General features: G+C 44.6%; 19 protein-coding genes. 5 read left to right on the top strand and 14 right to left on the bottom strand.

Annotated features, from left to right (window positions below; all coding sequences use genetic code 11):
* Positions 1-87: 87 nt before the first annotated feature.
* Positions 88-1,278 carry an amino acid aminotransferase gene (locus tag FKN16_RS14690; protein ID WP_012841647.1) on the top strand — a complete coding sequence of 397 codons (1,191 nt, stop codon included), beginning with the start codon at positions 88-90 and terminating at the stop codon, positions 1,276-1,278.
* A gap of 82 nt (positions 1,279-1,360) precedes the next feature.
* Here the strand turns inward: FKN16_RS14690 and FKN16_RS14685 are convergent, their stop codons facing one another.
* Positions 1,361-2,002 (bottom strand): outer membrane beta-barrel protein, encoded by a 642-nt coding sequence (locus tag FKN16_RS14685; protein ID WP_046876189.1) that lies wholly within the window; start codon positions 2,000-2,002, stop codon positions 1,361-1,363.
* Between the two features lie 318 nt (positions 2,003-2,320).
* Here FKN16_RS14685 and FKN16_RS14680 point away from each other — a divergent pair, with 318 nt between their 5' ends.
* Positions 2,321-4,210, top strand: coding sequence for a DUF294 nucleotidyltransferase-like domain-containing protein (locus tag FKN16_RS14680; RefSeq protein ID WP_005396868.1), 1,890 nt, complete (start codon positions 2,321-2,323; stop codon positions 4,208-4,210).
* 8 nt (positions 4,211-4,218) lie between these two features.
* Positions 4,219-4,938: a 3'-5' exonuclease gene (locus FKN16_RS14675; protein WP_080955984.1), complete on the top strand. Its 720-nt coding sequence runs from the start codon at positions 4,219-4,221 to the stop codon at positions 4,936-4,938.
* A gap of 70 nt (positions 4,939-5,008) precedes the next feature.
* Here the strand turns inward: FKN16_RS14675 and FKN16_RS14670 are convergent, their stop codons facing one another.
* Both FKN16_RS14670 and FKN16_RS14665 read right to left on the bottom strand, forming a co-directional pair.
* Entirely contained in the window at positions 5,009-6,892 is a 1,884-nt protein-coding gene (locus tag FKN16_RS14670) for a methyl-accepting chemotaxis protein (RefSeq protein ID WP_012841645.1), read from the bottom strand.
* A gap of 230 nt (positions 6,893-7,122) precedes the next feature.
* Positions 7,123-8,694, bottom strand: coding sequence for a BCCT family transporter (locus tag FKN16_RS14665; RefSeq protein ID WP_005394723.1), 1,572 nt, complete (start codon positions 8,692-8,694; stop codon positions 7,123-7,125).
* Positions 8,695-9,081: 387 nt separating this feature from the next.
* Here FKN16_RS14665 and FKN16_RS14660 point away from each other — a divergent pair, with 387 nt between their 5' ends.
* Positions 9,082-9,558 carry a MarR family transcriptional regulator gene (locus FKN16_RS14660; RefSeq protein ID WP_031780419.1) on the top strand — a complete coding sequence of 159 codons (477 nt, stop codon included), beginning with the start codon at positions 9,082-9,084 and terminating at the stop codon, positions 9,556-9,558.
* Between the two features lie 40 nt (positions 9,559-9,598).
* Here the strand turns inward: FKN16_RS14660 and FKN16_RS14655 are convergent, their stop codons facing one another.
* The 6 genes from FKN16_RS14655 to FKN16_RS14630 all read right to left on the bottom strand — a co-directional run bounded on the left by FKN16_RS14655 (position 9,599) and on the right by FKN16_RS14630 (position 15,601).
* Complete coding sequence (locus tag FKN16_RS14655) at positions 9,599-10,237, bottom strand: response regulator transcription factor (protein ID WP_005394727.1); 639 nt, start codon at positions 10,235-10,237, stop codon at positions 9,599-9,601.
* Entirely contained in the window at positions 10,230-11,585 is a 1,356-nt protein-coding gene (locus FKN16_RS14650; RefSeq protein ID WP_005394729.1) for a cache domain-containing protein, read from the bottom strand. Before FKN16_RS14650 ends, FKN16_RS14655 begins: the two co-directional genes overlap by 8 nt.
* A 151-nt stretch (positions 11,586-11,736) precedes the next feature.
* On the bottom strand, positions 11,737-13,023 hold the full coding sequence (locus FKN16_RS14645; RefSeq protein WP_005394731.1) for a TRAP transporter large permease subunit: 1,287 nt from the start codon (positions 13,021-13,023) through the stop codon (positions 11,737-11,739).
* A 12-nt stretch (positions 13,024-13,035) separates the two neighbouring features.
* A complete protein-coding gene (locus tag FKN16_RS14640; protein WP_012841642.1) occupies positions 13,036-13,575 on the bottom strand; it encodes a TRAP transporter small permease subunit in 540 nt (179 codons plus the stop codon).
* A gap of 115 nt (positions 13,576-13,690) precedes the next feature.
* A complete protein-coding gene (locus tag FKN16_RS14635) occupies positions 13,691-14,782 on the bottom strand; it encodes a TRAP transporter substrate-binding protein (protein WP_005394734.1) in 1,092 nt (363 codons plus the stop codon).
* A gap of 414 nt (positions 14,783-15,196) precedes the next feature.
* Positions 15,197-15,601: a hypothetical protein gene (locus tag FKN16_RS14630; protein WP_005394736.1), complete on the bottom strand. Its 405-nt coding sequence runs from the start codon at positions 15,599-15,601 to the stop codon at positions 15,197-15,199.
* Positions 15,602-15,874: 273 nt separating this feature from the next.
* On the opposite strand from FKN16_RS14630, the gene FKN16_RS14625 reads away from it, so the two are divergent.
* Positions 15,875-16,540, top strand: a complete 666-nt coding sequence (locus FKN16_RS14625) for a DUF2982 domain-containing protein (protein ID WP_046876193.1) — start codon at positions 15,875-15,877, stop codon at positions 16,538-16,540.
* An 18-nt stretch (positions 16,541-16,558) separates the two neighbouring features.
* Here the strand turns inward: FKN16_RS14625 and FKN16_RS14620 are convergent, their stop codons facing one another.
* The 5 genes from FKN16_RS14620 to FKN16_RS14600 form a co-directional block, all read right to left on the bottom strand.
* Positions 16,559-17,215 (bottom strand): MBL fold metallo-hydrolase, encoded by a 657-nt coding sequence (locus tag FKN16_RS14620; protein ID WP_048625699.1) that lies wholly within the window; start codon positions 17,213-17,215, stop codon positions 16,559-16,561.
* 95 nt (positions 17,216-17,310) lie between these two features.
* On the bottom strand, positions 17,311-17,859 hold the full coding sequence (locus FKN16_RS14615; protein WP_170903004.1) for a DUF882 domain-containing protein: 549 nt from the start codon (positions 17,857-17,859) through the stop codon (positions 17,311-17,313).
* Between the two features lie 166 nt (positions 17,860-18,025).
* Positions 18,026-19,567, bottom strand: coding sequence for a L,D-transpeptidase family protein (locus FKN16_RS14610; protein WP_170903003.1), 1,542 nt, complete (start codon positions 19,565-19,567; stop codon positions 18,026-18,028).
* Positions 19,568-19,708: 141 nt separating this feature from the next.
* Positions 19,709-20,791 (bottom strand): DUF1513 domain-containing protein, encoded by a 1,083-nt coding sequence (locus FKN16_RS14605; protein ID WP_170903002.1) that lies wholly within the window; start codon positions 20,789-20,791, stop codon positions 19,709-19,711.
* A complete protein-coding gene (locus FKN16_RS14600) occupies positions 20,772-21,809 on the bottom strand; it encodes an imelysin family protein (protein ID WP_170903001.1) in 1,038 nt (345 codons plus the stop codon). Before FKN16_RS14600 ends, FKN16_RS14605 begins: the two co-directional genes overlap by 20 nt.
* Between the last annotated feature and the right edge of the window lie 2 nt (positions 21,810-21,811).

Raw genomic sequence — 21,811 nt, 5'->3', positions numbered from 1 at the left:
AGGTTTTCTTTTCAGTAACGGTTGTAACCAATATTGCTGAAAGGTATAAATGTTAGCACACCCCTTCGATTAACATGGATGAAGATTATGTTTGAAAAAGTAGTTGCCGCTCCGGCTGACCCTATTCTTGGCCTTACTGAAGAGTTTAAAAAAGATACTCGCGCAGACAAAATTAACCTTGGCGTAGGTATTTACAAAAACGAGCAAGGCGAAACTCCCGTTCTTGCAACAGTAAAGAAAGCTGAAGCAGCGCTTGTTGAAACTGAAAAAACCAAGTCTTACCTAACTATCGAAGGCACAGCAGAGTACGGCATTGCAGTACAAAAACTGCTTTTCGGCTCTGATGCGGAAATTGTAAACGAAAAACGCGCTAAAACAGCTCAAGCTCCAGGTGGTACCGGTGCATTACGTGTTGCTGGTGAGTTCATTAAACGCCAACTTGGCGATGTAAAAATCTGGATCAGCAACCCTACTTGGGCAAACCACAACGGCGTATTTACTGCTGCTGGTATCGAAACGGCACAATACAGCTACTACAACGCTGAAACAAAAGACAAAGACTTCGATGCAATGCTAAACGATCTGCAATCTGCATCTGAAGGTGACATCGTGCTTCTACACGGCTGCTGCCACAACCCTACAGGTATCGACCCAACTGCTGAAGAATGGGAAACATTGGCGAAACTAGTCGCAGAGAAGAAATTGCTTCCTCTATTTGACTTCGCATACCAAGGCTTTGCTAAAGGTGTGGAAGAGGATGCGGCGGGTCTTCGTACTTTTGCTAAGTACAACAAAGAAATCCTAGTCGCGAGCTCTTTCTCGAAAAACTTTGGCCTATACAACGAACGCGTTGGTGCCTTCACGTTAGTAGCGGAATCAGAAGAAGTCGCAACAACCGCATTCTCGCAAGTTAAAGCCATTATTCGCTCTATCTACTCTAACCCACCAGCGCACGGCAGCGCGGTCGTGACTCACATTCTTGGCAATGCCGAAATGCGTGCGGAATGGGAAGCTGAAGTAGCAGAAATGCGTGACCGTATCCAAGAGATGCGTGAACTATTTGTAGCGACACTAAAATCAGAAGGTGTGGACGCAGACTTTAGCTTCATCGAACGTCAAAATGGTATGTTCTCTTTCTCTGGCCTATCTAAAGAGCAAGTAAACCGTCTGAAAGAAGAGTTCGGTATTTACATCGTCGGTTCAGGCCGAATCAGTGTTGCTGGTATGACGAAGTCAAATATGGGTCCTCTATGTAAAGGCATTGCAGCGGTTTTATAATCGATAGTCGCATACTTTATTAAAAGGAAAGGTCAGCATAAGCTGACCTTTTTTATTTATTGCCAATAAATGAACCTGTCCGCTAGTAGACAAACTTCAAACTCAGCCCCACTTCATTGACATAATCAGAGCTCTCACCGCTGTAATCGGTATCTCTAAACTGATAAAAAAGACCAGTACCAATAACATCATGCCATTGGTAGTTAAAACCTATCTTAAAATTGTTCTCATCGACGATATCACTGCGGTTAACTTCCACCTCGGCCGTCGCAATAAGTTTTTCACTGAATAAGTAATTCACCCCAACGGTGACGGCTTGAAGCAATTCGCTATCTGAAGATAACGTATTATCCGTTTTGTCGTCCGTCGCTTTCGCTTTGATTGCACCTATTCCATATTTACCGTAGATATCGAATTGATCCGTAATCCCATAACGATAACCACCACCAAACAACAAACGGTCAATGCGAAGAGTAAAGTCGTCCGGATGGAAAAACTGCGCCGAGTAATCGACATTAAACAACCAGTTCTCAGTAAATAAGTAATTACCACCGAGCCCAATTGTGGTCGCGTTCGAATTATCTAACCACTCTTCATTTGTGGTTCCGGCACCCACATCCAGGTGAATGTGTTCATACCCAAATTTTTCTGCTTGGTCCATGACCGCCGCGCTAGTTACTGCTGGCAAAGCAGCTAAAGACGCAAGCAATAAACTTCTCACCATTCGACTTCCTTTCATGAGAATTATTTAAACACTGCCCCCAAATCACCTTGAGTGGCTTAGTTCAACAAAAATAACTTAGTTTACAGACGCGGTAACGATTTGAAATCTGCTATGCCTCTAAATCAAGCATTGGCCCAAAATATATCGACCACGTCCGCTCACCTTTTAAGTGACTATATAGTAGTAGAAATGCCGATTCCTTATCGTGCGATATGTCAGAATCTTATGACTGAGTACGAAAATCACGGTTCAGATAAGACTCTGTTTTAAAACTAAGTTAAGATTACTTTATTATTTGCGAACTAAAAGGCACCTTCGATGGATGCAGAACTTCTCGAGATTTATAACTTTCTCGCCAAGTACCCCCCGTTCAATGAACTCCCTGAAGAAACACTAAACAAGGTGACAGAGAGTGTCGAGATCTCGTACTACCGAGAAGATACCCCAATCATCCATTTTGGAGACTATATCCAAGATCTCTACGTGGTGCGAAGCGGGGTCGTAGAAGTTTATCGACGCAAAGGAGAGCTTTATAACCGTCTTGATGAAGGTGACCTATTTGGCCAGATGGGAATGCTAACCAACAACAAAGTACGCTTTCCGGTAAAAGCCATTGAAGATACTCTGCTCTACTGTATTCCTGGTGACGTTTTCCAAGAAATATACGACAACTTTGATTCCTTTGCAGACTTTGTCGAAGTGGAAAATAGTGCTCGTTTACGCCAAGCCATTTCAGAAAACAAAGATGCCAATGACCTGACGACATCGAAAGTGAAAACCTTGCTGACTGGCGATGCTCATACGATTGATCGAGGACAGACAATCCAACAAGCCGCGCAGCAGATGGCGAATGACAACGTATCTGCTCTACTTATCGTCGATCCAGATTTCGTTCGTGACGAAGATGACCCACAGTCTCCGGTACTTGGTATTATTACTGACCGTGACTTGTGTACCCGTGTGTTGGCCGAAGGCTTGTCTCCACAGGACGATGTATCAAGTGTGATGACCACTGAAGTCATGTCTCTTGATCACAATGCCTACATCTATGAAGCAATGTTAACGATGCTGCGTTACAACGTGCACCACCTGCCTGTGGTTAAAAACCAATTGCCTATTGGTATTATCGAAACAACCGACATTGTTCGCTATGAATCACAAAACTCGCTCTTATTGGTGAGTAGCATTTTCCAACAACAGACTATCGAAGATTTGGCAGTTGTTGCTGAAGAAGTAAAAAGCAGCTTTGTACGCCTGGTCAACGAAGATGCCAACTCACACATGGTGGGCAGTGCGATGTCCGTGATTGGTCGAAGCTTCAAACAGCGTCTGTTAGAAATGGCTGAAGAAGAGCTTGGCCCACCACCAATTCCTTATTGTTTCCTTGCACTTGGCTCAATGGGACGTGATGAGCAACTGTTGGTGACTGACCAAGATAACGCCATCATTCTAGATGAGACCTACCAAGAAGAGAAACATGGTAAGTACTTCGAAGCTTTAGCGAAATACGTCAGTGATGGATTAGATGCCTGTGGCTACAAGTATTGTACGGGCGATATTATGGCAACCAACCCATTATGGCGCATGACTCGTTCAGAGTGGGAAGAGTGCTTCGCTGACTGGATTGATAACCCGAACCCGAAAGCGCTACTCAACGCGTCCATCTTTTTCGATTTGGATGGCGTTTACGGTCGCTTAAAATGGGCAGAACAATTAACCAGCTTTATTGTTCGTCGTGCGCGTAAAAACAATCGCTTCTTAGCCTGTCTGGCTCGCAACGCACTTAACCGAACGCCGCCACTTGGCTTCTTTAAAGACTTTGTGATGGAGAAAGATGGCAGACACAACAACTCCATCAACCTCAAACGTCGTGGTACGGCTCCTCTGGTCGACTTAATTCGCGTTCACTCTCTGGCGGTTGGCTCACGCGCACAGAATTCGTTTGAGCGTCTCGACGACATCATTGATGCTGGCATTTTGCCAAAAGGTCGTGCACAAGACTTAAAAGACGCACTAGAGTTTATTTCCATGGTGCGTATTCGTCACCAAGCGACGGACGTGGAATTAGGCATTGACCCAGATAACAATATCGAACCAGAAAACCTCTCTGAATTTGAACGTCGCAACCTAAAAGATGCTTTCCAAATCCTAAGCAATGGTCAGAACTTCCTTAAGTTCCGCTACCAAGCAAATAAGAGCTTTAAGTGAGGTTGAACATGATCAAAAAGCTCTTTCAGAAGCCGACCATTCAGTGGCCAACGAAATTTGAACAAAAGTTGGAGATGGCTAAAGATGAGAATTTAATTGCTTTTTATAGCAATAAACCACCTGCACCAGAGACCCCCCTGTCTGAGGTCGAGTTCGTGGCACTAGATTTCGAAACGACGGGGTTGAACCCTGAAAAACATGACATCATTACCATTGGTTTAGTGCCGTTTAACTTGAAACGTATTTTCTTGCGCAATTCGCGTCATTGGAAAGTTCGCCCGCAGCGAGCACTCGATGAAGACTCGGTAATCATACATGGTATTACTCACAGTGAATTGATCGATGCACCTGACTTGGGCGACATCTTAAGCGAGCTACTACCATGCTTAAGCGGAAAAATCATTGTTGTGCATTATCGTCGTATCGAGAGAGAATTTCTGGATAAAGCACTCAAAAGCCGTTTAGGTGAAGGAATTGAGTTTCCAGTGATAGATACGCTGCATCTTGAAGAAACCATTCAACAGAAACGCTCTGGCTCACTCTGGGAGCGTTTAAAAGGGAAAAAGCCAGAATCGGTTCGGCTAGCGCAATCTCGACGCCGTTATGGTCTGCCAGACTATACCCCTCACCATGCATTAACCGATGCAATTGCTACGGCAGAACTGCTACAAGCGCAAATCGCCCATCATTATAGCGAAGAGCAACCGATCAGTGAGTTCTGGCTATAACGTCTTTCTAGCTTAATAAGCGATCAAAAAAGGAGCCAAATGGCTCCTTTTTATTTAGGTTGGTATCCGATTACAGCTTAAAGCGTTGAATCTCTTGCTCTAATTCGTGTGAAAGCTCAGATAGGTGGGCAGCTTGTTCTGCTGCTTGATGAGCTTCAACCGACAGCTCGTTAGAAACGTCACGAATGCCTTCAGTATTACGCGTGATCTCGGTTGTTACCGATGCTTGCTCTTCTGCCGCCGATGCAATCTGCGTTGCCATGTCACTGATGCGCTCAACAGCAGTATGGATTTGCGTCAAGCTCGCTGCAGCCGCGTTTGCATCATCAACACTGGTGTCAGCCAGACGACGGCTATCACCCATGATGCCAACCGCTTTCGCTGTTGTGCCCTGTAGCATCTCGATAGTTTCTTGAATCTCTTGCGTTGAAGCATGAGTGCGTTGGCTCAATACGCGAACTTCATCCGCAACCACAGCAAAGCCACGACCTTGTTCACCTGCACGTGCCGCTTCAATTGCCGCGTTAAGTGCAAGTAGATTAGTTTGCTCAGCAATACCTTGAATCGTTGATAGAATCGTATTGATGCTATTTCCGTGTGCTTCTAGCTCTTGAATCACATCAGTGGCGACTTGAACTTCTTGCGCCAAGTTCTGGATAGAACCTTGCGTCTGAGTCACTTGGCTAGAACCGTGTGAACAAGCTTGAACCGCTTCCTCTGAGTTACTTGCCGTGCTATCTGCATTACCTGCAATTTCTTGTGTCGCTGCTGCCATTTCGTTCACAGCCGTCGCCACCATGTTGATCTCATCTTGCTGGTAAGAGATACGCTGACTGCGCTCTTCAGCTTGCTGTGCCGTCGTGCGTGCTTGCTCTGAAAGCGCAGATGATACGTGGCTAAGCTTGGTCACCATCGTGTGCATGTTGCCAACAAAGCGGTTGAAGTTTTCAGCCAGTTTACCGACTTCATCATCACTACGTGGTTCTAGTCGTTGCGTTAAGTCACCTTCACCAGATGCAATTTCCTCAAGTGCATTTGATACACGGCTCAAGTCACGGAACAAGAAACCAACCAACCAAGATACCGCAAGAATAACCACAATGGTGATCATCACTGCAGTGATCAATAGGTCACGTAGCAATACCGCATGCCCTGCTTCTTCCGTTGCGCGATCCATTTCAATCGCGAACATCCAATGCGTGCCAGGTACTTTATTAAAGTAGTAAAGCTTCTCTTTGCCTTTGATGACCGTATCTTCGATACGACCTTCATCTGCAGCGCGCTCGATTGCCTCTTCTGAAAAGTCTTTTAGAACACTGGTGATAGGCTTAAGCGTTAAGCTTTTATCTGGATGCGCTAGGAACGTACCTTCATTCATATCGATTAACATCGCATGCGCATTTTCACCTGCATCTAGGTTAATCACGTCGCTGATGAGCTGATCGATCAGTACATCTGCACCAACAACACCAACAAACTGACCATTTTTCATTACTGGCTCAGCAATGGTTACAAGCAGCGCGTTAGTGATTGCATCTTGATATGCAGCTGTGATGATCTGCTTACCTGCGGCGTTAGCATCTTTGTACCAAGGGCGAGTACGAGGGTCGTAATCAGCACGGTTACGCTCAGGGTGAGAGCGATACATATCACCGTTTGGTGTACCAAGGAAGATGTCATCAAAGCCACCAGCCTTGCGAGCTTGTTGTAGGAAAGGGACAACGTCTTGCTCTGTCGAGTAGTCGTTGAATGCGGTAGCAATATCTTTACGGATATTGACCCAATCAGAAATTCCTTCTGACGCAGTAGTACTTAGACTTTGCGCACGTGAATAGACACCTGAACGAGTCTGATCAAATAATTGACCAGCCGACAACCAAGTAAGTGCTGTTGCCATCACAACAACAGCAGAAAGGCTTGCGCCAATAAGCTTTTGTTTTAATGATAATTTCATATTTATAGTTTTTGAGTTGGGAGAACAGTTAAGGTGTGTGAATATTACACACTTTTTCACGACTATTCACTAATTTTTAAAAAACAAAATAGCACATTAACTCTTTGTAAAATATAAACTTTCATGTGTCATTTTTTTGTCTCACCGTCATAAAAACCGCACAAAAAAAGCCAGCAAAATGCTGGCCTTTTGATTACTTGTTACTCAGACAGATTTATAAAATGCCTGAGTTATTGACGTTCTGTTCTCATACCCATCAATAAGCTCACACACATTGCAAGCAGAATGAAGGTAAACGGTAGTGCTGTAGAAATTGCACCTGCCTGAAGCGCTTGAACTGCTTCTGAGCCACCAATCCACAGTAGAGCAACCGCAATTGCACCTTCCATAAATGCCCAGAAAACACGTTGAAGTACAGGAGCGTCGACTTTACCGCCCGCTGTGATGCTGTCGATAACAAGTGAACCAGAGTCAGAAGACGTGATGAAGAACACAAGTACCAACACAACAGCAATGATTGAAAGCATGCTACCAAATGGAAGAACATCGAACATTTGGAACATAGCAAGTGAAACGTCAGTCAAACCATTCGTGCCCAACTCACCTACTTTATCAACAACTTGCTCGATCGCTAGACCACCAAATACTGACATCCAAACAACAGTAACAGCGGTTGGAACCAATAGAACGGCTGTAATGAATTCGCGAACGGTACGACCGCGAGAAACACGCGCAATGAACATACCTACGAATGGTGACCATGAAATCCACCAAGCCCAGTAGAATACTGTCCAGCCTTGGAACCATGCTTCATCTGTACGACCAAACGGGTTACTTAGCGGAATAATATTCTCTACGTATGCCATAAGTGTGGTTGGAATCGAGCCTAAACTCGCCGCCCAACCGATAAGACCAACAAGAATCAGTAGCAAGAACGCCACAACCATGTTGATGTTACTAATGACTTTAACGCCACCATCAATACCACGTACGACTGAAACAACAGCAAGCAAAGTTACAACGGTAATGACGACGATTTGTAGGCCAAGGCCTGGCTCAACACCAAATACGTGATGAATACCACTTGCCGCTTGTTGTGCACCTAAGCCCAGTGACGTTGCAAGACCAAACAAGGTCGCAAGAACGGCCAAGATATCCACGATATGACCAGCCCAGCCCCACGCGCGATCACCCAGAAGCGGGTAGAAGATCGAGCGCATAGAAAGCGGTAAACCTTTGTTGTAGGCAAAGAATGCTAAAGAAAGTGCTACAACACCGTAAATTGCCCATGGGTGAAGACCCCAGTGGAACATCGTCGCACCCAGTGCCAATCTCGCTGCTTCTGGTGTGTTTGCTTCAACACCGAGTGGCGTCTCATACCAACCAGTGAAGTAAGCGACAGGTTCTGCGACACTCCAGAACATTAAACCGATACCCATACCAGCCGCAAATAGCATTGCAAGCCATGACATGAACGAGTAATCTGCAACAGCGTCTTTACCACCTAAGCGGATTTTACCCATTGGCGAAACGATAAGTGCCAAACAGAAAATAACGAAAATATTACCTGCAATAATGAACAACCAATCGAATGAACCAATGATCTTCCATTTCAGCCCATCAAGTGCCGTCTTTGCGGTATGTGCATCTAGAACTAATGCAGCGACAAGAAACAGCGCAATTAAACCTGCACTAATACCAAAAACTGGGTTATGAACATCAAAACCCCATTTTTGAACGTTGTCTTGACCTACCGTATAGTCGGTACTATCGATACTGTACTTATCTATACCCTTTGTCATCGTTCCTCTCTATTTTTGTACTGTTTTTACGTACCAAACAAAAAAATCTTTCGAACACGATACGTTTTACATTCCGTGAAGGCGCAAGATCCTATCATTTGACACGTTTTTGTCTATCTTTTTGCTATGAAAAAATCCAATAACTTACTTTTCACTCAGCAATTTCCGCCTTTAAAAGGATAAACCACTACCGCAATAGTTAGACCACAAACATTTATTGCTATAATAATTTTAGGTCTTCTTATTTTGTCTACACGACGCGACAAAATGAAATTGGAGACACTACTTAAAATTGTAGTGGTAATTTTTGATTCCACCCCTTTAAATAAGGGCGCATTTAAGTTAGTGTCGCCTCGATAAATGTTCCCTACAGACTGGATGAATAAATTGGAAAAGTACGAAGAAGTATTGGTCTCGATTCGTCAGATCATCCGCGCTATTGATTTACATTCTAAAAAGCTGAGCAAAGAGTCTGGATTGACCGCTCCACAGTTGATTTTGATGCGTGCTATCAATGAGTTAGATAACGTAACGATTAAACAGTTGTCTAGCCACACTAACATGAGCCAAGCGACCGCAACGACCATTCTAGATAGACTAGAACGAGGCCAGTTTGTTGAGCGTCAACGCAGTGTTCAAGACAAGCGTAAAGTGCATGCTGTACTTACGAGCAAAGGCCAAGAAGCCTTAAAGCAAGCACCAACGCCATTGCAGGAACACTTCATTAATCGATTCCAAAAATTGGAAGAATGGGAGCAGTCTCTGCTGCTATCTTCCGTTCAGCGCATCTCAACAATGATGAATGCAGAGGATATCGATGTCGCTCCAATGCTAGAGCTTGGCAGCATTACAAAAGTCGATTAATTTCGCTCTCACGTGCTCGCTTTTTGCGGGCACTACTCTCCTACTCCGTTAACCCTGTTTCAAACGCATATTTCGCTAGCTCCGCCGTCGAATGTAAATCCAACTTGTGCTTAATGTTGTGGCGATGCGTCTCTACTGTTCGGTAGCTAATGTTAAGTAGTGTGGCTATTTTCTTACTGCTGTTTCCTTGAGCGACTAATTTAAGCACCGCTTCTTCCCTTCGGCTGAGTGGATTCGTTTTTTGAGTGGCTGGCACCACCTCTTGGGTAAAAAGCGTTTGTGTGACAGACTCACAGAAATACGTTGAACCTTGATTTACCGTTTTTATTGCTTGCACCATTTTCTCGGCCGAGATTTCCTTGAGCATGTACCCTACAGCGCCAGCTTGCATGACCTTCATGATGTATTCACGGTTATCGTGCATGGTCAGCATAAGTATTTTGCTCTCTGGTCGCTCTTCTTTAATTACCCCAGTCGCTTCAATACCGTTCATTATCGGCATGCTAATGTCCATCAAGATGACATCAGGCTGAAGGTGCTTTGCGACTTCAATCGCTTCCAGCCCATTGCTTGCCGTACCGACCACTTCAATGTCAGGCTCTAACTCCAAGCGAGCCATGAAGCCATCTAAGACCACTTGATGATCATCAACAATCACCACACTAATCGGTTTATCCATAAACTAATTCATCCAAATTAAGCAGCACGGTAATCTCTGTTCCTAAACCAAGCTCACTCATCAGTTCAAACTCACCACCAATGAACTCTACACGCTCTTGCATGTTCCTTAACCCAATCCCTTGCTGGTGCACTGCTTGGTTAACCACAAAGCCAACACCGTCGTCACGTATGAGTAATTGCAGCATATTGCCCATTTTTTGCAAAGTAACCGTCACTTTTTTCGCTCTTGCGTGTTTTTCGATGTTGTTCAAAGACTCTTGAGCAACACGATACAAGGTCGTCGCGACCTCCGACGTCAGTTTGTACTGCTGAGTATCAAAATTACTTTCTATATCAATCCCAGAGTGAGAGTGAAAGTCTTGCAGTAAAGTGGTCAGTGCCGCCTCTAAGCCGATATCATCAAGGGCGCTAGGGCGAAGTTGATGAGAAATATGCCTTACTTCATTTATCGCGGTGACCAATGAGCGTTGCGATTTGTCTAAGTGGGATTTGAGTTTTTCGTCTTCCAGTCTATGACTCATTAAATCCAAATGACATTTACTAGAAACTAACAACTGGTTGATTCCATCATGCAACTCTCTCGCTAGATGCTTTTTCTCATCCTCTTGAAACATGACGGTTTTATGTGCCAACTCTTTAAGGTTTTTATCAGCAAGACGGTGTTCATGCAGATTGATCGCTAAAGTGAGAACGATAATTACAGCAACTGTCACCGCTAAGATCACGACGACCGAGAAAAAAGTCGTTTCGATATTTTTGTTCACCGCAGCACGCATATTGGCGACTTCTTGACTGACGTCCTCAATATAGAGCCCTGTCCCTATCATCCACTCCCACTTATCGAGCCATGCGGCGTAGCTAAGCTTTGGGACGACTTCACCCGTAGATGGCTTTTGCCACAGGTACTGATGAAATCCACCACCTGATTGAGCTTGATACAACAAAGCTTCGATTAGACGATCGCCATTCTCGTCTTCAAGATAGAGTAAGTTCTCCCCGACTAGCTCTGGAAGAACAGGATGTACAAGGTTGGTGCCATATTTATCGTAAGCAAAAAAGTAGCCGTCTGCTCCGTAGCTTAAACGGTTTAAAATCGCTTTCACGCGTGTTTTAGCAACGCTCTCTTCTAAGGTTGGATCGTTGTAGATATAAGAAATGGAGTCAAAGGCGACGTCGACCGTGTCTTTGAGCGCCGCCTCTTTTGATTGGATCAGGTTTTGATGAAAGATCTCTACCTCCCTTTTGCCAAGAGTCTTGGTTTGATAGATAGAAATCCAACTGATACTCGCTGACACCAATACCACGGGTATCAATGTCAGCAGAATTAACTTTGCTTTGAGAGGCATCCCTTTCCTCCATGAAACGCTGCTTTACAGCTCACTATCTTAGCAGCACAAATAACTCGACTTCGTCCGCCTAGACATAAATAGCAGCTTAACAACTTGTCTCAAAAGGTAAAAACTCTCAGTTCACAAAATCTCTTTTATTATCGAGTGATCAACTCATGCCATAAAAGCCTGGGAAAAACAGCAAAGAAGCCAACACGACAATTTGAATCGCGATAAACGGCATCACACCTTTGTAAATATCTCGCGTAGTGACACCTGCTGGTGCGACGCCTTTTAGATAGAACAAACTAAAACCAAATGGCGGTGTTAGGAATGATGTCTGTAAGTTCATTGCGATAAGAATCGCAAACCACGTCATGTTGATACCCATCAACTCAGCGACCGGCGCAATAATTGGCACGATGATAAAGCAGATTTCAACGAAGTCGATAAAGAAGCCTAAAATCAGAATCACCACCATGGTAATGATGAGGAAGCCCCACTTTTCTCCAGGCAGTTCTAGCATCCACTCTTCGACTAGATAATCACCGCCAGTGTAGGTAAATGCCATTGAGAAGGCGGTTGCCCCTAGCAAAATAGCAAAGACCATTGCGGTTACTTTAACGGTTTCTTTCGATGCATCATAAATCATCGACCAACTAAACTGCTTATACAGTAACGACAGAACTATCGCACCAGCGCCGCCCAGAGCCGCTGACTCTGTTGGCGTTGCAATCCCTGCAAAGATGGAGCCCAAAACCACAATGATCAGTGCTAGCGGGGGTAAAACGGCTTTCAGTGCGGTGAACACTTCTTGCTTTCGACTGATCGACTCATCGCGCTCTATCGCCTGTGCGGCTTGAGGATTCAACTTCGCGTAAATAAGAATGTAGATAACATAGGCGCCGACGAGCGTGATACCGGGCCAGATTGCAGCTTGGAATAAGTCCCCGACCGGAACGCCGAGTACATCCCCTAACAAGATCAACACGATAGAAGGCGGGATAATTTGTCCCAAGGTACCAGACGCACAAATAGTCCCGCACGCCAAGCCTTTGTCGTAATTGTATTTAAGCATCACAGGCAATGAGATCAACCCCATCGCCACAACCGATGCGCCGACTACGCCCGTTGACGCGGCAAGTAATGCGCCAACTAAGACTGTCGAAATAGCAATACCACCACGGACACCGCCGAACAGACGTCCCATTGACTCAAGCAGTTGCTCTGCAAGCTTCGTCTTCTGAAGTACTAGTCCCATGAAGACAAACAATGGTACGGCCATTAGCACCGTATTTTCCATAATGGATTGAATACGATATGGCATGAAAGCAAACATCTCGATGCCTTCAGCCCAAACACCAAAAATCAGTGCAATACCGCCAAAAGTAAAGGCAACGGGGAATCCCAATAAAAGCGCAAAGAGCGCGACAAAAAACATCACTATACCGATCATAATGACTTCCTTTTACGACTTACCGTTATTACCGGCATAGATAAGATGAGGGTTAACAATCTTGTTGATCGAATGCAGCAGCAGTCCAATGCCACTAACTGCCATAAAGAAAAATGACAGCGGAATCATCGCTTTGATGATCCAACGATATGGCAATCCGCCTGGATCACCAGACGTCTCGCCTAGCGCGTAACTTTCTTTGGCGAAATCGATACCAAACCAAGCCACCAGTAGGCAAAAAGGGAATAAGAAAAATAGCGTGCCGATGATGTCGATGATGGATTGTGCTTTGTAAGATAAGCGTTCATAAAAAATGTCGACGCGAACATGGCCACCAGACTTAATCGCGTAAGGCACACCAAGCAGAAATACGGCGGAGAATAGATGCCATTCCATTTCTTGGAATGCAATGGATACATCGTTGAATACATATCGCATCACAACGTCGTAAACCACATTCACCAACAATAAAATAAACAGGATGCTGGACAACCATCCGAGAAAATCGCTAAAGCGGTTAAATAATCGCTCAATATAAATAAGACTTCTCATTCCGAACTCCGTGGAACGTTTGGATACGCTCCGCTATGGTGCGGAGCATTCATTATGAAGTTTTCTTGGGCTTCGTTCGCAGGCTAAACCTCTCGGCGTCGCCTGCGTCATAACGTTATTGTTGAGCTTGACTGTTTAAGTAAGCTCGGTGTGAAATGTCTGACCAAGGTCGAACTTGATTCATGTAGTTCGCTTGCGACTCTTGAATCTCTTTCGCCAAAGCATCTTTTTCTGCGTGCTCTTTCAACAAACGATCGTTTGCTTCTCGCAACGCAGCTACTACTTCAGGCGGGAAGTCTTTGACTTCAACATTTGGGTATTCAGATTTGATAGATGCCCAGTTTTTGCCACTTTCGTGTTTCGATTGCGTGTACATATCGTAAGCGGCGGTTTTCATTGCTACTTGTAAAATCGCTTTTAGATCATCAGGTAGACGGTTCCAAGTACGCTTATTAACAAGGAACTGAAGCTCAGTTGCTGGCTCATGCCAACCTGTGTAGTAGTATGGCGCGATTTTGTGGAAGCCCATGCGCAAGTCCAATGATGGACCAACCCACTCCAAGGCATCAATTGTGCGACGCTCTAGAGAGGTATATAGCTCACCAGGGGCGATATTCGTTGGTTTTGCACCTAACTCTGCCAAAATCTCACCAGCAAAACCTGGGATACGCATTTTCAAACCCTGCAAATCCTCGACGGACTTGATCTCTTTCTGGAACCACCCGCCCATCTGAGTATCGGTATTACCGCCAGGGAAAGACATCAAATTATGTGGAGAGTACACCTTCTCCATCAGCTCCATACCACCGCCGTAGTAAAACCACGCATACTGCTCAGTTGGTAACATACCGAAAGGCATAGAAGTGAAGTAAAGTGTGTTTGGAACCTTGCCCTTCCAGTAGTAAGACGCCGAGTGGCCCATGTCGTATTGGCCAGACTTAACCATATCAAACACCCCAAAAGGCGCTTTGTGCTTGTTTGCGGAATCAATACGGATTTGCAGACGCCCGTTGGACATCTCCTCTGCCATTTTTGCCATGTTTTTTGTCGCATCACCAAAAATCGGGAAGTTAGGTCCCCAAGTTTCAGCAAGCTTTAAACGATAGACTTTTTCAGCAGCATTTGCAGAAGTCACAACGAATGTCATCGCGGCAACGACAGCGGTTGTTTTGAGCACTCGTTTTAAAGATTTTTGGATTAGACTCATCGTTCACGTCCTTTATCACCAAGGTTATTGTTGTCATCCATTTCATTAGGATTGGCTGTATTCGGTATAAAAGATGTAACAATGTTGTCGAATGCGAAATGGGCATGAACACGGAAGCGAGTAATTCATCAATAAGACATTAGCCTTAGGTATTACGTATAACTACGTAGGACAGCTGTTATGCAACAAGTTCAACCGTCATAAAATTAATGAGTTACTTTTCCCTTAACGATGTAAAAAGAAAAATGATACGTACGTACTTCTCTGCCAAAAAATTTACATAGTATTTAAGAAAATGTGACAAAGCACTTATTGGCAGCGTTAAAATCAATACCTAATGGATTACTTTCAATACGAAGATAAAAAAATACCCCGGCATTGGCCGAGGTATTCAATCTAGAACGGTAGCGGTAATTAAACTGCTTTGTAGATAACTTTGTTACCTGCTAACTGCTCTTTTTGAACCAGGTTTTCTTCAAGAAGCTTCTTCAGTGCGCCAGTAGCCCATGATGCCGCTTTAGTATCTTCTTGACCTGCAGCTAGACCAATGCCTTTAGGGTTAATACCTTCAGCATTTGCTACAACGATGTCTAATACTTGTTGTTGCTTAGGAGTAAGGGCAACATCAACTGTTTTCACTGCAGCTACTTTTTTCTCAGCTACTACTTTCTCCGCAACAGCTTTTTCAGCAACAGAAGGTGCTACTGCTTTTTCGGCAACAGGCTTCACTGCTTTAGGTGCTGCAGCTAAGTTTGCTACTGTCGCTTTAATGCGTTTTTGCAGTTTCATCTGCACTTTACGCTTATGAGCAAGTCTCATTGAATATTTCTCCAGTTCACTGCATCTCAGCAGGGATGAAAATTTGAAGCGCGTTTTATACCAAAATTCACAAGCAATTTGTAGGTTTTAGCGGCGAAACGCGATGAAAAATGCGCTCAAAGCATAGAACGTCTACTATTTAATCAGATATTTTATGAACGGATTTATTGAATACTGGGTATAAAAACAGAGGTTTCTTTTATTTCAAATGCAAGTCAATGCACATTTAGTCATCCACGCATTTTTGATCAAGTATTCGATGAGGTTATAAGCATGGAAACGCTGCACCTAACAAATTCACATTTCAAACCCGACTCCCCTATCAACAGAATACTTTTGTTGCTCGTTGCACTGATAACCCTGTTTTTGGTTGTCATTTCTCCGGGATGGAAGCAAGCCATGTTGTCGGTCATTTTGATGTCTGCAATTGTTGGTTTCGCCATCTTGATGATCAAAAAAAGCCAAGTCACTTTTACGCTGACAGCTTCTCACTTCCAACAACATCTTTTTAAAGGCGGATGGGTCGTCCGATGGCGAAATATTGAGTCAATAGGGATTTGTAGCTACCAGCAGGAAGGGTGGCATCAGCCGCTACCTTGGATTGGTATTCGTCTAAAACACTACTCACCTTATTTGGATTCGATCTGCCCTCGTATAGCGACAGAAATTCTCCTTAGCCAACGCGCACTACTTTATTTAGGTGCGAAGCAAAATCAGTGTGAAGATAAGTTTGAAGATATGGTGCTTGATCCTAAGCCATACATAAACAGCAATGGGATTGAGTATAAAGGCTTACTGGCGATGCTCGCCAACCGTATGAAATATCAAAGAGGATTTTACGGCTACGATCTGTTTATATCAGCCAGTGACCTAGATCGTGAAGCAGAGGATTTTGTGGGACTGACTCGGCGATACTTAGCTGCCGCCGAGCCAGAATAATGCTTACTACACGCGCTTTTAGTAAAGCGGCATCTCGTCAGCAACGAACGGGTTAGTTTTACGTTCGTGACCGAAAGTCGATTGAGGGCCGTGACCAGGGACAAACGTGACATCATTGCCTAAAGGCCACAATTTCTCTTTGATAGAGCTAATCAAGGTATTGAAATCACCTTGTGGGAAGTCAGTTCGGCCAATGCTACCGTTAAACAATACGTCGCCCACAAACGCCAATCGCGCTTCTTCACTATAAAGAACAACGTGACCAGGGGTATGACCTGGTGTGTGGAATACCTTTAATACTTGATTACCAAACGTGACAGTGTCACCCTCATTTAACCATTGATGCGGTTCAAAGGCTTCAGTCAATGGGAAACCAAACATTTGGCTTTGCCCTTCTAGACCTTGTAACCAAAAATTATCCGCTTTATGAGGACCAATGATCTCAGTACCACCAAGCATTGCAGCCAGCGGCTCTGTTCCGCCAACATGATCTAGGTGACCATGAGTTAGCACCAAGTTGACGATCTCGATACCAAGCTCTTTAATGAGCATAGCAAGTTGCTTTTCGTCACCGCCTGGGTCAATAACGATGCCTTTCATCGTTTCATCACACCACACGATAGAACAGTTTTGAGAAAAAGATGTCACTGGGACAACTTGGTATTTCAGAGCCATAGAAAACCTATTACCAAACAAATTTGCGTTAAAACTGGCGCAACTATGACACTAACCCCATGCGACTTCAAGACCTGCTGAGGCTTGCTATTGACTTACCAAGAACGCACAGCACCTGTATCGATATGGACAAAGTTACTACTTGGATAATACCCAACACCACCAGCTTTCAAGCTAATTGCTGCATCGCGTACAGTAGACAATTTCACTCCATCAAGACGGAAGTCTATGGCCTTACCTTCCATATGAAGACTTTTCTTCGCCACTCCGCTAGCCCCTTTACGCAGGGACGCATTGGTCAAAGGCGAACGGTAACCAGAAATTACAATGACTTCTGCATCTGTACCGATCAGCTTTTGAATCTGGCTGATTTGATCGAACAAGCGTCGATCCATCGGATGAACTTCGTTTCGACGGTGATCACGACAAAACTCATTCAGCTTTTTTAGTTCATCATCAAGATAGCGTCTACCATCGAAATAGCATGTTTCGAGGAGCTCTCCAGTATTAAGGTTGTTCATCGCCAACTCACGTGGCTCGTCAGGGAATGAAGCCCATGAAATCGATGGCAAGGCAGATGCCAATACTACGCCACCAGTGGTCATTTTAAGGAAATCTCGGCGGGAAAAATTACGACTTACCATTTCAAAAAACAATGCTCAACAACTAAACAAGTCGCGGACATTACCCAAACACATTTGTCACGTCAAATGCATAAATCGCTCCACCCTAATTTTAAGATGTGGCGATTAACGCTTAATTATTGAACAAACAGAAGATTCTTAGTTTTGTAAATTTTACTTAAAGATTTCAACTACGGTGATCGTATTTATAGATATCATCTCGGTAGTAAAGTGTTCCCTCTTCTAGCCATGCGGTTTGATAAATAATGTGCACTTGGATGCGTTCTCCTAAAGGGACCGACGTGTTAGAGCGACGCGTACTTTCCCGTTTTTTCGCTAGGCGTTCTTCTAATCCCTGAGTTTTGAATAAGAGCTCCGCCAGTTGGTCGGCATGTTCAACGCGGACACACCCGGAACTGAATGCGCGTCTATCTCGTTCGAACAAGTTTTTACTTGGCGTATCATGCAAATAGATAGCTTGGGGGTTTGGCATATTAAACTTATACAATCCCAATGCATTGTGTAAGCCCGATGCCTGTCGCATACGATAAGGAAATGTTCTCGGATTCACCGTCGCCCAATTGATGGTTGTAGGGTCAATAATTTCGTTTGAAGTCCAAGACCGGATGATTTGAATATTGTGGTTAATCAAATACATCGGATTACGTTTCACTTTAGGAATGATGTCTTTCACCATTATGGTCCATGGCACATTCCATGTGGGGTTGAGAATGACGGAGTCAAGAGTCCCCGACATGATTGGTGTTTTTCTTGAGGCTCTGCCAACCACAACTTTAGACTCGAACAACGGTTGACCATCGTGCCAATACGTTACTTCGTATCCAGGTACATTTACAAAGACAACATTATCTCTGTCTTTGGACCAAATCCTTGAACGTTCTGAGTTCAGCGCCAATAGATGCAATCGTTCTTGAGGAGAAAAGTTGATCCATCGAATGGTATTCGGGCCAATCACCCCATCCTCTTTCAAGCCATGAATACGCTGAAACTCTTTCACCGCTAACTCTAATTCTTCATCATACTGTTGGGTCGTGATATCTAAATACGATACATCCACACCGACCACTTCCATACGCTCAATCAGAAGCGGTTTATTTTCTAATTGGTCACCGACACGGGCAAGGCCCGTTTGTTCATAGATTGGGTATTGATACTGAGCGTGCTCGGATAAAGAGGAGTAAGCGGAATAAAAAGCTTCGTCCGTTTGTAAAGGAGAGCGAAGGCTTGCTAAGAATTGACCAAGTTTGCCAACTGTAATTTCGTTACTCAGTACGGACAAAGTATCGATGCTAGGAGCAGGTAAAATCACGTGGGCTTTGTTAGCAAATAACCAGTTGATACCTTCTTCAGGGAGCTGCTCGAGATAACTGAGATACATCAACAGTGAATCTGTCATCACCAAATCAAAGTCGAGGTTATCTCCCTGCCATCGAACTTGGTTTATACGATGGAGTTGATTCTCGAATTCGTCCGTGACGCCAGCAAGAGCAACCAGGTTTACTTGAAAAAGAAACTGCTCAATATCGCTTTCATTTTCCCAGTTCAAACGGTAATTGGTACTTTGATAAAGCTGGTCAATCACCTCTGGATAATGGATCATTTTTTCGACAGACAGCTTTTGTACCGCTCCCTCTTGCTCTATTTGTGCAGAAGCTTCGAGAGAAACGACGGTAGAAAAGCTGCAAAACGGCACCATAAGTGCCGTCATGATTAAAACCCTAGCAAACACTGAAACGATCCTTGCGCTACTTGCCATAATGAAAAGTATGGCAAATATCTCACAGCTTGCAGGTTTAAAATTAAGAATCTGATGTCGAAATTAACATCAAGTTTCTTTATCTATTTGGGTTCAAACAATCTTTGACCAATGGTTATCCCATTGAACACCACTAACAGAAGCGCTTTTATGTGTTGTTGGCCTTTGCTCAACCACTTTGCCAGCACCAGAGCTGACCCTGAATTCCTTTCCATACGTCACCACTCCCGATGCATCTGGCAAAGCACTTAACTCAACCAACTTCCCTGTAGCTTTGGACCATATCCCATAACAACTGCCCGGAGGAGAAGTCGCAAGGATCCATTCATCCGTCGCCGCGATACTCGCGACATAGTGATTAAATCTCGCCCACTCTTCGGGTTCCGCATGCAAAGATTGCATCACACCTCCACGAGTGTGCATCGCAAGTAAAGCTGGGTATTCATCCGGCTCTCCACGATATTGCTGACCACACAGTACCGTCTCTGCACCATCATGCGCTAAATGACGGATGCTCAACTTATGATCTGGTAAAGAGACTTGATCCAACAGCTCACCTTCTTGTGAAAGGTAACTCAGGCTTGGTCTCATGCTATCAAGATTGAGCGGTTCACGGCCGTTGGTGTGTACGCCACCGACACCAATCGCTAATGCGCCATCAGGCATCATGATCACTTCATGAGGGCCAAGGCCAAAACCCGTTAACTCATCGATTTTTTGATATTGCTTCTGCACATCATAAACACCGATGATCCCACGGCTTGTGCCCCTTTCCCCTTCTGTAGCAAATAGCAACGTGCCGTCACGGGAGTAAACACCATGACCATAGAAATGGCGATCCGGTTTTGCTAGCTGCAGCTTGATCATCTGCTCAGAGCGATAATCAAACACCATGAAGAAAGTTCCTGGTCGACGGCCAAAGACCACTGCGTGACCTTGTGGGTTGGTCGCCACACCATGACCACGCTCAGGAATCGGCAACGAAGATAGCGGCATACCATGCTCATCGGCCACTACCGCTGCGTATTTATCTCGGCCGATGATTGAGCAGCCAATCAACGCTGGTTGACGTGAACGTGTTGAAGCACAACCAAATGGCATCATAGGTGCGGCCGTACCAAAGAGAGCGGCTTTCAGTAAGGTTCGGCGGGTTTGATCAGTCACCATCGGTTGCATTAAATCCTATAACTACGCCAAGCTCGATCGCCACTTCTTCATGGATCAAGTACTTCAATTGCTCTAGCTTATTGTATTGAGCGAGTACCATGCGGTAACCTTCTTTACTTTGTAAAGCCGTGAACAAACTCTTATCTTCCGGCCATGTTTCCAACGCCATTTCAAACTGGTGAACAATACGGTCTGCGAGATCTGCATGGCCTTGCTCTCTTAGTAAAGTATCTAGACCATTACCGTTGGCAAGATACAGCGCTTCCATTCCTTCAAGGTTTGCTTTTAAGTTTGAAAGCGACGTCTCTGAACGCCAAGATTCAGAAAAGTAAGGACGAGGCTTACCAATCTTCGCTAATGGACGACTCAACTTCTTCATGCTGTAGTCAAGCTGATTAGAGAGCAGCGAAATGTACTCGGATTTCCATTCCGTCATCTCTAACAACTTCCAGGGATTTTGTGCCCAAGAGTCTGCGATGATCTGCGCTTTGTTTTCTAGGTTTTCAGCAATTGCAACACCTGTCGTACAGGTATTGCTGTTGCTAGATAAGGTCGACGCTTTATCGTAAAGCAGCCATTCGAGCGCACCTAAACCTTGCACAGTGACACTTTGCGTAGAGATCTTTTCCGCACTCCAAACTTGGTCAGATTTCATCAGCACAGACATTTTTCGGCCAGTGGTGTTCTTTTTATCTGGCCAAAACTGGACATTCCAACTTTGCTCCAACGCCGTAGCAGGGCCACGCTCTTGACCTTGTAATGCCATCCACGTCAGCATAGTTTGGTGCCATTGCTGTTTTACTTGCGCATCATCTTTCGTCTCTGATGAGCAGTAATCCGCGAAGCTTTGTTCAAGTTCTGTGGTTTGCCCTAAAAATGTCTGCGCTGATTGAAACTCAACTGCATAGACCGCTTGAGAAATATGACTTGTACTCTCAGGCTTGGCAGAGCTCGTACCGACTGTCGATTGGCAACCAACCAAACTTAACGTTGCGGCAACCGCACTCACTAATCGTGTTATTTTCATGG

Origin of the sequence: Vibrio sp. 11-4(1), assembly GCF_013048625.1 — a bacterium.
GTDB lineage: Bacteria > Pseudomonadota > Gammaproteobacteria > Enterobacterales > Vibrionaceae > Vibrio > Vibrio diabolicus.
The sequence above is the reverse complement of the archived record's forward strand: the minus strand, read 5'-3'. Positions and strand labels throughout refer to the sequence as shown.

Coding starts and splice junctions, on each gene's coding strand:
- FKN16_RS14655 (WP_005394727.1), bottom strand. CDS start 10,237: ATGGATAAACCGATTAGTGTGGTGATTGTTGATGATCATCAAGTGGTC.
- FKN16_RS14610 (WP_170903003.1), bottom strand. CDS start 19,567: ATGACGGCACTTATGGTGCCGTTTTGCAGCTTTTCTACCGTCGTTTCT.
- FKN16_RS14630 (WP_005394736.1), bottom strand. CDS start 15,601: ATGAGACTTGCTCATAAGCGTAAAGTGCAGATGAAACTGCAAAAACGC.
- FKN16_RS14625 (WP_046876193.1), top strand. CDS start 15,875: ATGGAAACGCTGCACCTAACAAATTCACATTTCAAACCCGACTCCCCT.
- FKN16_RS14690 (WP_012841647.1), top strand. CDS start 88: ATGTTTGAAAAAGTAGTTGCCGCTCCGGCTGACCCTATTCTTGGCCTT.
- FKN16_RS14685 (WP_046876189.1), bottom strand. CDS start 2,002: ATGGTGAGAAGTTTATTGCTTGCGTCTTTAGCTGCTTTGCCAGCAGTA.
- FKN16_RS14645 (WP_005394731.1), bottom strand. CDS start 13,023: ATGATCGGTATAGTGATGTTTTTTGTCGCGCTCTTTGCGCTTTTATTG.
- FKN16_RS14665 (WP_005394723.1), bottom strand. CDS start 8,694: ATGACAAAGGGTATAGATAAGTACAGTATCGATAGTACCGACTATACG.
- FKN16_RS14620 (WP_048625699.1), bottom strand. CDS start 17,215: ATGGCTCTGAAATACCAAGTTGTCCCAGTGACATCTTTTTCTCAAAAC.
- FKN16_RS14605 (WP_170903002.1), bottom strand. CDS start 20,791: ATGCAACCGATGGTGACTGATCAAACCCGCCGAACCTTACTGAAAGCC.
- FKN16_RS14650 (WP_005394729.1), bottom strand. CDS start 11,585: ATGCCTCTCAAAGCAAAGTTAATTCTGCTGACATTGATACCCGTGGTA.
- FKN16_RS14675 (WP_080955984.1), top strand. CDS start 4,219: ATGATCAAAAAGCTCTTTCAGAAGCCGACCATTCAGTGGCCAACGAAA.
- FKN16_RS14600 (WP_170903001.1), bottom strand. CDS start 21,809: ATGAAAATAACACGATTAGTGAGTGCGGTTGCCGCAACGTTAAGTTTG.
- FKN16_RS14635 (WP_005394734.1), bottom strand. CDS start 14,782: ATGAGTCTAATCCAAAAATCTTTAAAACGAGTGCTCAAAACAACCGCT.
- FKN16_RS14680 (WP_005396868.1), top strand. CDS start 2,321: ATGGATGCAGAACTTCTCGAGATTTATAACTTTCTCGCCAAGTACCCC.
- FKN16_RS14615 (WP_170903004.1), bottom strand. CDS start 17,859: ATGGTAAGTCGTAATTTTTCCCGCCGAGATTTCCTTAAAATGACCACT.
- FKN16_RS14640 (WP_012841642.1), bottom strand. CDS start 13,575: ATGAGAAGTCTTATTTATATTGAGCGATTATTTAACCGCTTTAGCGAT.
- FKN16_RS14670 (WP_012841645.1), bottom strand. CDS start 6,892: ATGAAATTATCATTAAAACAAAAGCTTATTGGCGCAAGCCTTTCTGCT.